The organism is Phenylobacterium sp. (genome assembly GCF_030681155.1).
Classification (GTDB): domain Bacteria; phylum Pseudomonadota; class Alphaproteobacteria; order Caulobacterales; family Caulobacteraceae; genus Phenylobacterium.
The window spans coordinates 86,409-100,982 of sequence record NZ_JAUXXE010000078.1 but is presented as its reverse complement, the minus strand read 5'-3'; the positions used below and the strand labels follow the sequence as shown (position 1 = coordinate 100,982).

The window sequence follows — 14,574 nt, the reverse complement described above, 5'->3', positions numbered from 1 at the left end:
TCAAAAATAGAAGTTTGCGAACCCGGGCCATCTTCAGAACCTCCAGAGAGCGGCCGGCCGAGAACAGGTTGATGCTTGAAGCATGACGCTAGGCTCGATCCTCACCTTGATCAGGCTCAAGTCCGCCGCCTGCTGACCGCGCTCATCGCAAGTCGGATTGACGTAGCCGACGGGCGGGATGGCGTGTCGCCTCGATCTCCTCCATCGCTGCGCGCGCGCGTTCAAGGATCGCCGTCCGGGCGGCGTCCGACCGAGCGCCTTCAAGCAGCGTGTCGAGGTCGAGCAACAGCGCGGCGCGTTCGTTGTGCCAATCGAGAGAAGAGACGGCCTGCGGTGGGAGCCGTGGAGAGATTTTTGTGTCATTGCTGATCGCGGTCCCACGCAACTCAAAGGTCTCGTCGAGTTCGGGGATGCTGAGGCCCGCAGCGTCGACGCCGGCGGCGATCAGACGTGTTTTGAGGCCTTGCAACGCATCTGGCTCACCATGGGCGAGGAAGATGCGGCCGCGCACCGGCTGGCGCGCCTTGACCCAGCCGACCAGTCCATCTGCGTCGGCGTGCCCTGAGTAGACGTCCAGCGAACGGATGCGGGCCTGGACCCTGACGTCGTCACCCTGAATGCGAACACGCGGAGCGCCGTCCTGAAGGAACCGTCCCAGCGTGCCGACCGCCTGGTATCCGGCCAGCAGCACCGTCGCCTGCTTGCGCCATAGGAGCCGCTTCAGATGCTTGCGCACCCGACCAGCATCGCACATGCCGCTTCCGGCCAGGATGATGTGCCACCCTGAGAGCCGATCCAACGCATCGCTTTCCCCCGGCGCGCGAAGGAATTTGAGCCGATCTCGAGCATACAGGCCTCCGAAAGGATTGACCCCGGTCGCCCGATTCCAGCCGCGATGGCGAAAGACCTCCGTCGCCTCGATCGCCAGCGGCGAGTCCAGGAAGATGTCGGCCTCAGGCGCCTGGCCCTCGGCCATGATAGTCAGTATGTCGGCGAGCAGTTCCTGGGAACGCTCCACCGCGAAAGCCGGAATAAGCAGCGGACCTCCGGCGGCGTGCGCCGCGGTCAATTCCTCAGCGAGGATCCGCCGCCGGGTGGCTGGATCGATTATTGGGCGTTGGCGATCCCCATAGGTCGACTCGACAATGAGGTGGTCGACGCCCTGCGGACCCTCGGGATCGGGAGAATAGTCGCGCCCCCCGGGACCAAGATCGCCTGAGAACAGCAGGGTGACCGGCCCTTCCGGCGTCTCGACCCGCAGTTCGATAGAGGCCGAACCTAAAATGTGTCCGGCTTCCCAGTAGGTGGCGCTGACGCCCGGAACGATCGGGGTAGGCTCCGACAGCTTGACCCGTTCGAAGAGCTCGAGGGTCCGGACGGCGTCACGGACCGTGTAGATCGGCTCGACCGGCAGGCGGCCGCGCCGCTGATTGCGTCGATTGAGATGACGCACTTCGCTTTCTTGAATGCCGCCAGCGTCCGGCAGCATCACCGCGCAAAGGTCGCGCGTGCCTGCGGTGGCATATATTGGCCCCTCGTAGCCGGCCTTCATCAGCTTCGGCAACAGACCCGAATGGTCGATATGCGCATGGGTCAGCAGCACGGCGTCAATGTCGGCGGCTTCGAAGGGGAGCGGGTCGTAGTTCAACGCCTTCAGGGTCTTGGAGCCTTGGAACATGCCGCAATCGATCAGCAGGCTCGCCGAGCCTGTGTCGAGTCGGGCGCAGAAGCCTGTCACGCATCCGGCCGCCCCATGAAAGGTCAGCTTGAGCCCCATCCCGTCTCCATCGTCGTTGGCTTGCTGCGGCGTCATTGACCGCGAAGGGTCCGCAGATGACGGCGCAGAGCTTCAACTTCGAGCATCACGCGATCATGATTGTCGGTCAGTACAAGACGTTCGGCCGCTGGCGACTTCAAGGCTCGGCGCAGATGGCCCAAGGCGCGCGGTGGAGCCATGACGACCAGCTGGTCATACAGCCCGGCCTTGGCCCAACGCTCTAGCGCGTCCGAGACTCGCTCAAGGAACCGCGCCTCAGACAGTTCGACGACATCTTCATCACCAGCGCTGTGGCGACCGAACCCGAACCGATTGTGGACGGTGGCGCGCTGACGGCTTTTTGGCTGCTCGGAGTCTTCAGCATGAAGCGCCCGCTCGGCCAGACGCTGCAGGGGGCCGCCCCGCCGCCGTTCTTCGTAGACATCGGCCTGGCGACCATCGGCCGCAACGATCCAAGTGACTTCATTCATGGCCTTAACCTCCTGACTTAAGAGGAATTTTGCCTCGTGCTGGGACGCTGCATCCCGACTTCGATCAAAGCTAGGGCGGCGCCATGGATGGCTCATGGAAGGGCGGCTTCAGCCAGCCTGGAGCCTGACATCCGCTAGCTCCCGATAGGAGGATGGCTGCAAGAACCGCAACACCAACCGCGCCCAGCGCCACGCGCCCCGCACGCATTTTCATGATGGCCTCCCTGCAGATTGATCATCGGCGACCTAGGATTGGCCAGTGCGCCGGGCGAGCCCAAAACCAACGAGGGCAACTGCGGCTGCGATGATCGCCGCGACGGCGGCAGGGTGCTCCCTGATTTCCTCGCCAGCCTTCGACGCAAGCCGCCGCGACCGCGTCCTCGCCTGGTCAGCCAGATCGGTCGCCGAGTGGACAAGGGCGATCGCACTTGCGGACAAAGCGTCGCCTGGGCCTTGCGAAAGATGCTCGGCCATTCTCTTCAGGCCACGCGCGACGTCCTCATAGATGTCTTCGGCGTCATGGGAGATTTGTTGGGTGATGGCTTTACGCATTTGGCTGCTCCGTGAATTCGCGATCCAAAGACCACGATCGTGAAGCGGCCATCTTGACCCCGATCAATTCTCACACGCCGGCGGCGATGATCCACGTCAAAGCGGTGGGCCGAGCCCGCGCCTAGCCTTGTGAGCGCCGAACCTCGGCAAACTGAAGGTGATCATCATGAGACACGCTGTCATTCTGGCTCATCCCAAGCCGGCGAGTTTCTGCGCTTCCATAGCCAAGACCTGCGTCGCAAATCTCACCGCTCTGGGTGATCAAGTCATCTTGCGAGATCTCTATCAGCTGGGGTTCGATCCCTGTCTGAAGGCCGGCGAGCTGCCGACGGAACCTGGATTCGCGCCGGAGCCGGATGTTGTCGCCGAACGCGCGCTTCTGGCCGAGATCGACAGCTTCATCTTCGTCTACCCGTTTTGGTTCAACGCCCCGCCAGCCATCCTGAAAGGCTATGTCGACCGCGTCTTCTGCATGGGTTTCGGATACGGACCCGACTTTGGTGGAACCAAGCCCCTCCTCGTGGGCAAACGCTTGACCAGCTTCTCAACTTCGGGCGCGCCGGAACATTGGGTCAACTCAACCGGCGCCCTGCAGGCGTTGATGGCGGTCTTCGATCTCCATCTGGCTGGGGTCTGCGGCCTCGCCGTCCAAGACCACCGACATTTTGGATCGATCCTCTCCAACCTGACTGAGGAAGCCGGCGCCGACATGCTGGGCGAGGTCGAGGCGACGCTCGCACATGCTTTCGCCGGCACGCGGGCCGGCCTCCGTAAACCTACTTAAGTGAGTCCCCTTAAGCACCGATCACGAATATCGGCGTTCGCCAACGCGCATTAACGCTTCGGTCATCGACAGGAGACCGACGATGACCGTTCAAGCCCTCAGTGAAACCATTCCCTCCCAGATAGCCGCGTTGGATGCGTTCGGTCCGATCGGCGTGCGCATGCAGTTCGCCGCCGGGGAAGAGATTTACGCTCAGGAAGAAGAAGCCGACCTCATCTATCAGGTGATCGAAGGCTGGGTGCGCACCAGCCGCCTACTGAGCGACGGCCGCCGTCAGATCGGCGACTTCTATTACCCTGACGAGCTTTTCGGGATGGAAGCCGGCGACGAACATCGCTTCTCGGCCGAGGCGCTCAGCGACTGCACGATCCTCGTGGCCAAGCGCTCGGCCGTCCGTCACTGCGGCGACGAACGCGAGCGACTTGAGAAGCTCATCTGGGCGGCGACAACGCACGAACTCGCACGAACTCAAGAGCACCTATTCATGCTCGGGCGTAAGAGCGCCTGCGAAAAGGTGGCCAGCTTCCTAATGCTCGCCGCTGAACGCGTCCGCGGCGACCTCACCACGCTGGTCATGAGCCGCCAAGACATGGCTGACTACCTCGGCCTGACCATCGAAACGGTCTCTCGCATGCTGAGCCAACTTCAATCCGGCGGCATCGTGGAGTTCGTCGGCTGCCGATCTTTCCGCGTGATCCAGCCCTCGGGCCTGGCTCGTCTGGTCACAGCCTAGGGACAAGCCGGTCCCATAACGGAGGTCAGTCATGACCTACAAGAGCCTGCTCTGCCACGTGCAGCCCAATGCCGATCAAGCCGAACACATCCGGTGCGCCGCGAGCCTTTCCGATGATCTGACGGCGATGGTCATTGGCCTGGGCGCCGCGGCGATCCCACCTCTCGCCGTCAGTGCTGGCGGGGCCTATCCCGGTCTTGACGGAGAATGGCTAGCCTTGATGGGAGACCAGATCAGGTTGAACCTCGCCGGCTCCCAAAAAGTCTTCGAGGAGGCGATAGGCGCGCGGAGCCACGAATGGCGCACCCAATGGCTGGAGCCCACACCGGCCTTGGCCCAGGCGGCACGTAGCGCGGACCTGATCATCGTGCGGCATGGCGGCCCTGGTCGCCCCATCCCCTATAGCGATGTCGATGTCGGCCACCTCGTCGTCAGCGCCGGACGCCCAGTGCTGATATGCCCTCCCGGCCGCGACTATCTCGGCAAGGGGCCTGTCCTGGTGGCTTGGAAGGACAGTCGCGAATCCCGGCGCGCGATCACCGACGCCCTACCCCTGCTGCAGCGCTCAGAAGATGTTCTCATCGTAGAAGCCTCGCCTGACGCCGACACAACCGCCGCAGCCGCCCGCGTCGAGGAGGTGGCCGCTGCCCTCGCCCGTCATGGCGTACGAGCCCGCGGGGAGGTTCTGGAGCAGTCCAGCCGCGCCGAAGAGGCGATTATGACACGGGCGGGACAACTCGGGGCCGACCTCATCGTGGCCGGGGGCTATGGCCACACTCGGCTCGGTGAGTGGGCGTTCGGCGGGATGACGCGCAGTCTTCTTGAGCAGGAGCGCTACTTCACCCTCCTCAGCCACTGATAGGCCGCGCGGGGAGTCTGTCACGAAGATCAGCTCCCCCGGCGCGCTGGGCCGAAAAATGGCCCCTCACCCCTCTCCCACCCTGAGGACCGCGGCGCCTGAGAAGGCGCCAGAGCGCAGATCGGACAGGGCACGATTGGCGTCACGAAGGGCGTAGGTGGTGACATGCGCCCGCACGCCCGCCCTGGCGGCCCGGGCCAGGTAATCGACCGCATCAGCCCTGGTAAGATTGGCCACGGTGACGAGCCGCCGCTCTTCCCAGAGCAAATGATACGGAAAGCTCGGAATATCGCTCATATGAATTCCGCCGCAGACTACGGTTCCGCCCTTGCGCACAGCCTGCAAGGCCAGCGGCACAAGCTCGCCCGCCGCGGCGAAGAGGATCGCGGCGTCCAGAGGAACTGGTGGAGCTTGGCTGGAGCCGCCGGCCCACACGCATCCCAGGCCCAGCGCCAAGTCTTGAGCTGGTCGATCACCAGGGCGCGTGAAGGCGAACACCTCCTGCCCCTCGGCGATCGCCAATTGCGCGAGCAGGTGCGCGGCGGCGCCAAACCCGTAGAGGCCGAGTCTTCGCACAGGACGCGGTTCGCAGGCCTTGCGCCAAGCCCTATACCCGATGAGGCCGGCGCATAGCAGTGGCGCGGCTTCCACGTCCGTCCAGGCCGGAGCTAGGCGAAAACAGAAGCGGGCGTCGACCGCCATCAGCTCAGCGTAGCCGCCATCCCGAGTCCATCCATTGAACTCGGCGCGATCGCAGAGGTTCTCGGTGTCCTCAAGGCAGTAGCGGCAGCGCCCGCACGTTGACGCCAGCCACGCCGCGCCTAGGCGTTCACCTATCGAGAAGTCCGTGACGTCCGCGGCCAGGGCCTCGACCACGCCCACGACCTCATGACCTGGAATGATCGAGGCCTTGACCGGGGCCAGTTCACCGTCGACCACGTGCAGATCGGTCCGGCAGACGCCACACGCCCGGACACGCAGAAGCAGTTCTCCAGGCCCCAGTTGAGGATTTGGCCGCTCAGAACAGAGCAGCCGGCCGCCTTCGGGCGCGAGCGCCATGGCCAGCATGTCGATCTCCTCCGCCGAAGACGTCCACGCCCACGGCCCGTGGCAACCTATGATCGCCCGTCGCCGCGGGCCTTGATCGACGTCAATCAAGGCTTCCTTCGCGCCATAGCGAGGATTCACGCCACATCTTCAACTCATGACCCCGAAGAATCCGCGAGGGAGACAACGGGGGAAATTCTAAGGCGATATTTGACGGTTCTCTTTGCATTCCAGCTGCGTCACTATCGATCCGTGGCCTAGTCCCCACGTCGACTGTGACGACAGAGAGGATTTGCTGTGCCAATTGGACGTCAGATCTCGCGATGGCGTCCCCAAACCGGCGACGGGTCGGTCAAGCTTGGATATCTGGCCGCCTTGGGCGGGGCGATGGTCGGGCTGATCGTCAGGCTGCTCCTGGACCCTTATGTGGACCATCGCGCCCTGGTGATCATCTATGTGCCGGCGGTCCTGGCGGCGGCGTTGGTTGGCGGGGCCGGCCCGGCGATCCTGGCGACCGTGCTTAGTCTTGGGATCAGCGCCGCGTTCCTGCGCCAGGACGTGTGGCGTCCGGACAACGCGATCGACCTGGCTATCTTCATGGTGTTTGGACCGATTATCGGCCTCGTCGGTGACCGCTTGCGTCGTCAGGGCCAGGACGCGCGAACGCGCGAAGTCCATCTGCAGTCGATTCTCGATACGGTCCCCGAGGCCATGGTCGTCATCAATGATCGCGGCCTCATGCGATCATTCAGCGCTGCGGCCGTGCGATTGTTCGGTTGGGAACCGTCCGAAGCGGTAGGCCGAAATGTGAACATGCTCATGCCGCCCCCATTTCGGGAGGAGCACGACGGTTATCTTCATCGCTATGAGACGACCGGCGAGCGCCGGATCATCGGCATCGGACGTATCGTCGTGGGCGAACGCAAGGATGGCTCCACCTTTCCGATGGAACTGACTGTAGGCGAGGCGCGGGTGGGCCAGGAGCGCTTCTTTACGGGCTTTGTCCGCGACCTGACCGAGCGCCGCGCCCAAGAGCGCCGCATGCAAGAACTGCAATCAGAGCTCGTCCACGTCTCGCGGCTGACAGCCATGGGAGAAATGGCTTCCTCGCTCGCCCATGAACTCAATCAACCGCTCTCGGCCATCGCCAATTACATGAAGGGCTCAGTCACGCTGCTGGACTCGGGACACGTGGACGCGGCGCGTTTGAAGGACGCGCTCGAACGCGCGTACGAACAAGCTCTGCGCGCCGGCGACATTATCAAGCGGTTGCGTGAGTTCGCCGCCAAGGGCGAGACCCAGCATGCGCTGGAAAGCCCGGCTCGGCTGATGGAGGAAGCCAGCGCCCTGGCCCTGGTCGGCGCCCGGGAACAAGGTGTCCGGGTGGCGCTTCGGTTCTCTCGCGACGTAGGGTCCGTTATTGTGGACAAGATCCAGGTGCAGCAAGTGGCGCTCAACCTGATCCGCAACGCGATCGACGCAATGGAGGGACAGCCACGTCGTGAACTGGCGATCTCCGTCGCCGCAGATGAGAATGAGAAGGGATTTGTATTGGTGTCGGTCGCCGACACCGGGACCGGCGTCGCGCCAGAGATCCTGGATCGGCTGTTTCAGCCGTTCGTCAGCACCAAGCTGAAGGGCATGGGCGTGGGTCTATCGATCTGTCGAACCATTATAGAGGCGCATGGCGGGCGGATCTGGGGAGAGCGTAATCGCGAGGGCGGCGCTACGTTTCATTTCACCCTTCCCCTCGCCGACCTGGAGATGACCGATGGTCGCTAGACCGATCATTCATGTCATCGATGACGATGCGGCCATGAGGGACTCCCTTGCCTTCCTGCTCGATGTTCAGGGGTTCGAGCCGTGCCTCCATGAGTCTGCAGGCGCCTTCCTCGCGTCGATCGGCGATCACGCCGTAGACTGTATCGTCACGGATGTGCGGATGCCGGACATGACCGGCCTCGATTTGGTTCGCAAGCTCAAGGCCGATGGCGTGACGTCGCCGGTGATCGTCATGACGGGGCATGGCGATATCGCCCTGGCCGTCGAGGCGATGAAGGCCGGCGTCATCGACTTCATCGAGAAGCCCTTCGCCAACGAGATCCTGATCGCCGCTATCGGCGAAGCCTTGCAGAGCAGCGGTCAGCCACGGGACGCCCATCTGGACGCTGAACGACGCCTGGAAAACCTATCGCCTCGCGAACGAGACGTCCTGGCCGGCGTGGTGGCGGGCAAGGTGAACAAGGTCATCGCCTACGAGCTGGAGATCAGTCCGCGCACCGTGGAAATCTATCGGGCCAATCTCATGTCGAAGACCGGCGCGCGAAACTTCTCCGAACTGATGCGGATCGCCTTGGCGGCCGGCCTCTGACTTTTGCGGCAAATCAAGGCGTCAGTCCGGCTTCGCACGAAAGATAGACATCCTCTGGGCGTTTGAGGATGTTCATGTCTACAAGGCCGATCACTGGTCCCGTCCTCGTCGTCGAGGATGACGGAGACGTTCTCAACGCGCTGCGGTTTGCGCTCGAGATCGAAGGCTACGACGTCCGAGTTTTCAGCACCGCCCGCGCCCTAGCGCATGCGGCAGGGGGTTCGGGCGCAGCTTGTCTAATCGTCGATCAACGCCTGCCGGATGAGACCGGCCTGGAACTGATCGCTCGGCTGCGCAAGCGGGATATCATGACGCCAGCCGTGCTGATCACCACGAACCTACCGTCAGCCTTGCAAGCGCAAGCTGCGGCCTTGTCGGTCCCTGTTGTGGAGAAGCCCCTGCTGTCCAACGCCCTTTTTGCCACGGTTCGGTCTTTGATCAACGCCGCGTAAGTCCTGGCTACAGCCTTCTGGTTCTTCCAGATTACACTCGTGGTGTTCCGGACGGGCCCGCGGACGCAGCAGGCCTGGGGGCGCGCCAAGCCGACGGTTCGACCGTTCGCGAGAACCGAGCTAACCCTTCCTCTCCCAGAGTTTGTATCGGACATCAGATGAGTGTCGTTGCAGCCTATGTCTATGGCGATGGAAAGCGGCTTCGAGAGATTGATATTAGCGCGCCCGCGAGCCTGGAGCTGAAGGCGGGCGAGTTCGCGTGGATAGGGCTGCTCGAGCCGAGCGCTGATGAACTCGCCATCTTGCAGGAGCGCTTCGGGCTTCACCCGCTGGCGGTTGAGGATGCGCTGAACGCCCAGCAGATGCCCAAGGTCGATGTTTATGGCGACCAGCTCTTCGTGGTCGCCCGCACTGCGCATCTAGATGACCAAGAGATCGGTTACGGCGAGACCGACATTTTCGTCGGCCGCGACCACATCATCACAGTCCGCCACGGGTCGGCGCGCGCGCACCTGGAACTGCGCCACCAACTCGAGGCCGCCCCCACGCACCTCAAGCACGGCGCCGATTACATCCTCCACGCCGTCCTCGACTTCATCGTCGATGGTTACTTCCCGATCGTGGATGCGATCGAGGAAGAGGTGCTGGCGATGGAGCGGTACGCCCTGGACGCCTTCCTCAGTCGAGGCGAGGTCACCCGCATCTTCAACCTGCGGCGCGAACTGATGCGCTTCCGGCGGGTGCTCGGCCCGATGGAGGAGGTGGCCAGCCGCCTGGAGCACCACGACATGCCCTGCGTGGACCCGGACGTTCGGCCATATTTCCGCGATGTCCGCGACCACGTGCGCAGGGTCGCCTCGATGGTCGAGGGGCTGCGAGAGGTGCTGTCGTCGGTGTTCGAGGCCAGCACCCTGCTAGAACAGCAACGCCAAGGCGCGATCACGCGCCGGCTCGCGGCCTGGGCCGCAATCTTGGCTGTACCGACCGCGATAGCCGGCATTTATGGGATGAACTTCGACGTCATGCCCGAGCTGCGTTGGAAGTACGGCTACTACCTCGTGGTCGGTGTGATCGTGGTCGTATGCATCTTTCTCTACACGCGTTTCAAACGCTCGAACTGGCTCTGACCTCGAGCCGGCTGTGAGCCTTAGTGCGAGATCAAGAGTGGGCAGGGCGGATCGGTCAGGAATTCCTGGCTGACGCCGCCCAAAACCTGTTCGGATATCCGCGGGCGGCCATAGAGCCCCATCACCAACAGATCACTCCCCCAATCAAGCACCTTGCGCCGCAGCACGTCGGGGGCCAGCTCGTCGGCCGCGGGCTCAGAGAGCACGTCGACCTCGCGATCCCATCGCGACAACCGAAATCGCAGCGTGGCGTCATCATCAAAGTCGGGGCGCGGTCGGACCGCGGCCACCGCGACATGGTCGGCCGCCATGACGAACGGCCAGGCGTCGCGCCAGGCCCGCGCGCTCTCACGGCTGCCATTCCAACAGACCAGGACTCGGCGACCAATGCTCGTCTCGCCCAGGTGGTCGGGTACGACAAGGAGCGGCCCACCGCAGGCTAGGCCAAGTTGACCGGCCGAGATCGTCACCTCCCCACCCTCCGGCAAGGGTCCGGGCGGGACGATAGTCAGGTCACTGAGGCGTGCCCGCTCGATCAGCTGTTGAACGGTGTCCAAAACGATCCAATCAGCGGCGAGGTGTAGCTGGGCCGCGGCCAGGAACGCCTGTCGTGCTTGCGCCTCGGCGTGATCCACCACCATCGCATGAGCTTCAACCGCTTCCTGCAGCTGCCCCTGCGACATCCAGGCCCCGCCGGCCGCGTAGTCGGTGAGCGGGAACATCGGCCGCAGGAAAGCGCCCGTGACGCTAGCGCCCAGGCGGCCCGCCAGGTCGATCACCGGGTGGACACGCCGCATTGAGGCCGGCTCGCCTCCAACCAATACCAAGATATCTCGAACAGCCATGGCGCTAGTGGGATGCAAGCAGGGGAACGGGCGGCTCTCCCAGCAACTCGCGGCTCACCCCGCCCAGGATCATCTCGCGAAGCCTGGATCGCCCATAGAGGCCCATGACGAGAAGATCAGCGTTCAGCGCCTTGATCTGCCGACGCAACACCTTTCCGACCGACACATCATCGCTGTGATCGACAATGACCTGGGTCTTGCGGCCATGACGCTCCATGTGGCGTTCCAGGAAGCCGTCCGTCCCGCTCATGCCCGATGGCGAAACGACGATCACAGTCACCTCTTCCGCCGCATCCAAGAATGGCCAGGCGTCATGAAGGGCGCGGGCCGACTCGCGCGTATTCTTCCAAGCGATCAACACCCTTTTGGGCATACCGCGCCATTCGCCCTCCTCCGGCACGATCAGCGTCGGCCCCCCGCTGGCTAAGGCGAGCGTCGTCGCCGAAACGCAGCGCCCTCCCCGACTGGTCTCGATGCGCGGCGGGAGGATTGAAAGATCAGCGCGGCGCGCCGCAGCGATGAGGGCTGCGTCGCTGTTACCGTCGATAATCCGCCATTCGAATGAGGCGCCGGCCCTCTCAGCAGCAATCCGCAGCGTTTGCTCGGCGACATCGGCCGCCAACTTCACCGCCGCGGCGCTTTCGGTCAGGGCGGCCTCGATTTCATGCTTAGGCAGATAAGCCAGCCCCTCGGCGGCGAAGAGATCATAGGTGAAGTGCGAACGCAGGAAGACTCCGGTCAGAGTGGCCCCCCATTGCGTCGCGAGGTCAACGGCCAGGGCGCAGCGTCCAGACGCCGCGTCAGTCTCATCGACCTGCAGGATGATGTCGCGAAAGCTCATGCGCCTCTCCTTCGATCCATCGACAGTGTGCTCGATCCTCGCGGCCACCCTTTGATCGCGATCAAACAATCCGCGCGCCCCTGCGTTATCGGGGTCGACCTCCGCCCGCGGCGGCTCGCGTCAGTGCGACAGGAAGACTGGCACGATCGGCTCGCGCAGCAGGCTTTGGGTGGCCCCGCCCAGGATGAACTCGCGCGCCCTGGAATGCCCAAACGCTCCCATGACCAGCAGGTCGGCGCCGCAATCCTGGGCGTGGCGTGTCAGGCATCGGCCGATCTCCTGGCCCCGGCCGTCGATCTCGTCGAGTACAGCCGAAATTCCAGACACAGCGAGATGACGCACAAGATCGGTTGCTGATCCAGCGGAGACCGAGGGCTTGTCGTTCAGCACCGAGACGATGCGCACTTCCCCTGCCCTGCTAAGGACGGGCATGGCGTCGGCCACCGTGCGCGCCGCGGCCCTGCCGCCGTCCCAAGCGACCACAACTGTGTCCAGACCGCCCTTGACGACAGCCTGATCGCCCGCTGCGAATACCACGGCGGGACGACCAGAGCCGAAGATCACCGCCTCGGCCAAACTCGCCTGTCCGTCATCGATACGCTCTTGGGGGATCAGGCATAGGCTCCGGGTACGCGCGATCTGGACAATCCGTTCGCTGGGATCCTGAAGATCCGCGCGGATGATCATCGTCGTCGGGGCCGCCAGCCCGGCGACAGACGCCGACGTGACGAAACGCTCCAGCACATTCTGAGCGTTCTGCAGGCTCCGCGCCTCCTCCTTTCGTGCGACGTCGCTCAAATCCAGCAGCAGATTAGCGATCAAATTGCTCTTCAGCGGAATGCGGACGTGCGCCGCTACGGCGCAAACCCCCTCGCCAAGCGCCGCAGCCAAGCGGGCGCACTGGTCGACCGCGGTAGTTGAGGAGGCGTCTGGGTAGCTGTCCAGGCAGACCAGCATGTCGGTGAACACCACGGCGGAAATCCTCTCGTTGGCGCCCCGCCATTGTGGCCATGAGCGATGACCCAGCCTAGGCTCGGCCTCCACCTCCGCCTTGACCTATCTCAAGAGCCCAACAGGGCCGTGCTCCCTGCCTATGGCGACGACCGGGGCCTCAAACATGAGGCACCCCCAACCCAGCGCTCAGTTGACCCGGGTCAAAACCTACCTCCGCCAATTCTGAAATGGTCCCATCGGCGCGCCCGTCGCGCCTTTTCGGAGCAAGATCATGGACGACAAAGCACTGAAGGCGCAGGTCGAGGCCGAACTCGAGTGGGAGCCGAGCATCGACGCCGCGGATATCGGAATTACCGCTGAGGACGGGATCGTGGAACTCAACGGCCACGTTCCAAACTACGCTCAGAAAATGGCCGCCGAGGCCGCGGTAAAGCGCGTGAAGGGCGTGCGGGGTTTCGTGGAGCACCTGCAGGTGCGTCCTGTTCCGTCCCCCCATAGCGACGACGCCGTCGCCAGACGACTGGCCACCATCCTCGACTGGACAGTCGAGCTGCCCGCCGGCCAGGTCAAAGTGAAGGTCGAGGACGGGTTCGTCACCCTTGTTGGCAAGGTTGACTGGCAGTTTCAGAGGGCTGCCGCGGAACAGGCGGTACGCCCGCAACAGGGCGTGCGCGGCGTGCTCAACGAGATCCAGGTGAAGCCCCATGCCCGGGCCTCCGACATCAAGCGACGGATCGAGGCGGCGTTAGAACGTCGAGCCGACGTCGAAGCCAACCAGATCGTCGTCACCGTGGCGGGAGACACAGTGAGACTCGACGGAAAGGTCCGCGCCTGGTTCGAGCGCGATGTCATCGAACGCGCGGCTTGGGCCGCCCCCGGCGTGGCCAAGGTCGACGATCACATCGCAGTCGGCCTCTAACTCTCGCTTCTGGGCGCCGCCGACGACGCGCGGCGCCTGCTGCGTCAACTTGACGGGAGAACATCATGGCGCGACTTGCTGAGAAGGTGGCCGTCATAACGGGGGCAGCGCTGGGGATCGGACAGGCGATCTGCCGAAGAATGGCCGAAGAGGGCGCCAAGGTCGCGCTGCTCGATGTCCTTGATGAAGACGGCGCCGCGCTCGCCAGCGAACTGGCGGGCGGCGAGCAACGGGCGGCGTACTGGCGATGCAACGTCTCCGTCGAACGGGAGGTCGAGAAGGTCATGGCCGAGGTCGCCGCAATGTTCGGCCGGGTCGATATTGTCGTGAACAACGCCGGCGTCGCCGGCGCTAATAAACCCACCCATGAGATTACCGAGGCTGAATGGGATTGGGTGCAGGCGATCAACGTGAAAGGCGTCTTTTTCGTTACGAAGCACGCCATTGCGCACCTCCGCCGGGTGGGCGGCGGATCCATCATCAACCTCTCGTCGATCTATGGACTGGTCGGCGCGCCGGACGTGCCGCCGTATCACGCATCGAAGGGCGCAGTTCGGCTGATGACCAAGACGGATGCGCTCATCTATGCCCCGGACCAGATTCGCGTGAACTCGATTCATCCCGGCTTTATTTGGACCCCGATGGTCGAGCATCACCTCGCAGCCCAGGGGGACATAGCAGCGGCCAAGGCGGCGACTGCGGCTCTGCATCCGCTCGGCAGGATGGGCGAGCCTGACGACATCGCCTGGGGCGCCGTATACCTAGCGTCGGACGAAGCGAGGTTCGTCACCGGTTCGGGGCTGGTGATCGACGGCGGCTACACCGCCCGCTGACTCCAGCCAC

At 63.8% G+C, this 14,574-nt stretch carries 16 protein-coding genes; 10 read left to right on the top strand and 6 right to left on the bottom strand.

Annotated elements, in window-relative coordinates; genetic code table 11:
• Nucleotides 1-142: 142 nt before the first annotated feature.
• Nucleotides 143-1,813 carry an MBL fold metallo-hydrolase RNA specificity domain-containing protein gene (locus Q8M13_RS20445; RefSeq protein ID WP_370870124.1) on the bottom strand — a complete coding sequence of 557 codons (1,671 nt, stop codon included), beginning with the start codon at nucleotides 1,811-1,813 and terminating at the stop codon, nucleotides 143-145.
• A complete protein-coding gene (locus tag Q8M13_RS20440) occupies nucleotides 1,810-2,247 on the bottom strand; it encodes a host attachment protein (RefSeq protein WP_305302112.1) in 438 nt (145 codons plus the stop codon). The genes Q8M13_RS20445 and Q8M13_RS20440 overlap by 4 nt, the downstream gene beginning before the upstream one ends.
• Nucleotides 2,248-2,478: 231 nt before the next feature.
• On the opposite strand from Q8M13_RS20440, the gene Q8M13_RS20435 reads away from it, so the two are divergent.
• The 4 genes from Q8M13_RS20435 (at nucleotide 2,479) to Q8M13_RS20420 (ending at nucleotide 5,175) form a co-directional block, all read left to right on the top strand.
• A complete protein-coding gene (locus tag Q8M13_RS20435) occupies nucleotides 2,479-2,814 on the top strand; it encodes a hypothetical protein (protein ID WP_305302111.1) in 336 nt (111 codons plus the stop codon).
• Between the two features lie 151 nt (nucleotides 2,815-2,965).
• Nucleotides 2,966-3,583 (top strand): NAD(P)H-dependent oxidoreductase, encoded by a 618-nt coding sequence (locus Q8M13_RS20430; RefSeq protein ID WP_305302110.1) that lies wholly within the window; start codon nucleotides 2,966-2,968, stop codon nucleotides 3,581-3,583.
• An 82-nt stretch (nucleotides 3,584-3,665) separates the two neighbouring features.
• Nucleotides 3,666-4,316 (top strand): helix-turn-helix domain-containing protein, encoded by a 651-nt coding sequence (locus Q8M13_RS20425; RefSeq protein WP_305302109.1) that lies wholly within the window; start codon nucleotides 3,666-3,668, stop codon nucleotides 4,314-4,316.
• 31 nt (nucleotides 4,317-4,347) lie between these two features.
• Nucleotides 4,348-5,175: a universal stress protein gene (locus tag Q8M13_RS20420; RefSeq protein WP_305302108.1), complete on the top strand. Its 828-nt coding sequence runs from the start codon at nucleotides 4,348-4,350 to the stop codon at nucleotides 5,173-5,175.
• 66 nt (nucleotides 5,176-5,241) lie between these two features.
• Here Q8M13_RS20420 and Q8M13_RS20415 read toward each other — a convergent pair whose 3' ends face one another.
• Nucleotides 5,242-6,243, bottom strand: a complete 1,002-nt coding sequence (locus Q8M13_RS20415) for a zinc-binding alcohol dehydrogenase family protein (RefSeq protein ID WP_305302107.1) — start codon at nucleotides 6,241-6,243, stop codon at nucleotides 5,242-5,244.
• Nucleotides 6,244-6,519: 276 nt separating this feature from the next.
• Between Q8M13_RS20415 and Q8M13_RS20410 the strand changes: the two genes are divergently transcribed.
• The 4 genes from Q8M13_RS20410 (at nucleotide 6,520) to corA (ending at nucleotide 10,172) form a co-directional block, all read left to right on the top strand.
• Complete coding sequence (locus Q8M13_RS20410; protein WP_305302106.1) at nucleotides 6,520-8,004, top strand: PAS domain S-box protein; 1,485 nt, start codon at nucleotides 6,520-6,522, stop codon at nucleotides 8,002-8,004.
• A complete protein-coding gene (gene fixJ / locus Q8M13_RS20405; protein WP_305302105.1) occupies nucleotides 7,994-8,593 on the top strand; it encodes a response regulator FixJ in 600 nt (199 codons plus the stop codon). Before Q8M13_RS20410 ends, fixJ begins: the two co-directional genes overlap by 11 nt.
• Nucleotides 8,594-8,667: 74 nt before the next feature.
• Nucleotides 8,668-9,045, top strand: a complete 378-nt coding sequence (locus Q8M13_RS20400; protein ID WP_305302104.1) for a response regulator — start codon at nucleotides 8,668-8,670, stop codon at nucleotides 9,043-9,045.
• Nucleotides 9,046-9,203: 158 nt separating this feature from the next.
• Entirely contained in the window at nucleotides 9,204-10,172 is a 969-nt protein-coding gene (corA, locus tag Q8M13_RS20395) for a magnesium/cobalt transporter CorA (RefSeq protein WP_305302102.1), read from the top strand.
• A gap of 20 nt (nucleotides 10,173-10,192) precedes the next feature.
• Here the strand turns inward: corA and Q8M13_RS20390 are convergent, their stop codons facing one another.
• The 3 genes from Q8M13_RS20390 to Q8M13_RS20380 all read right to left on the bottom strand — a co-directional run bounded on the left by Q8M13_RS20390 (nucleotide 10,193) and on the right by Q8M13_RS20380 (nucleotide 12,830).
• Nucleotides 10,193-10,969 (bottom strand): universal stress protein, encoded by a 777-nt coding sequence (locus Q8M13_RS20390; RefSeq protein WP_305302100.1) that lies wholly within the window; start codon nucleotides 10,967-10,969, stop codon nucleotides 10,193-10,195.
• A gap of 52 nt (nucleotides 10,970-11,021) precedes the next feature.
• On the bottom strand, nucleotides 11,022-11,858 hold the full coding sequence (locus Q8M13_RS20385) for a universal stress protein (RefSeq protein WP_305302099.1): 837 nt from the start codon (nucleotides 11,856-11,858) through the stop codon (nucleotides 11,022-11,024).
• A gap of 120 nt (nucleotides 11,859-11,978) precedes the next feature.
• The gene (locus tag Q8M13_RS20380; RefSeq protein WP_305302097.1) at nucleotides 11,979-12,830 is read right to left on the bottom strand and encodes a universal stress protein; all 852 of its coding nucleotides are present in this window, start codon (nucleotides 12,828-12,830) and stop codon (nucleotides 11,979-11,981) included.
• 253 nt (nucleotides 12,831-13,083) lie between these two features.
• Here Q8M13_RS20380 and Q8M13_RS20375 point away from each other — a divergent pair, with 253 nt between their 5' ends.
• Nucleotides 13,084-13,731, top strand: coding sequence for a BON domain-containing protein (locus Q8M13_RS20375; RefSeq protein ID WP_305302096.1), 648 nt, complete (start codon nucleotides 13,084-13,086; stop codon nucleotides 13,729-13,731).
• Nucleotides 13,732-13,796: 65 nt separating this feature from the next.
• Nucleotides 13,797-14,564: an SDR family NAD(P)-dependent oxidoreductase gene (locus tag Q8M13_RS20370; RefSeq protein ID WP_305302095.1), complete on the top strand. Its 768-nt coding sequence runs from the start codon at nucleotides 13,797-13,799 to the stop codon at nucleotides 14,562-14,564.
• The last annotated feature ends 10 nt before the right edge of the window (nucleotides 14,565-14,574 follow it).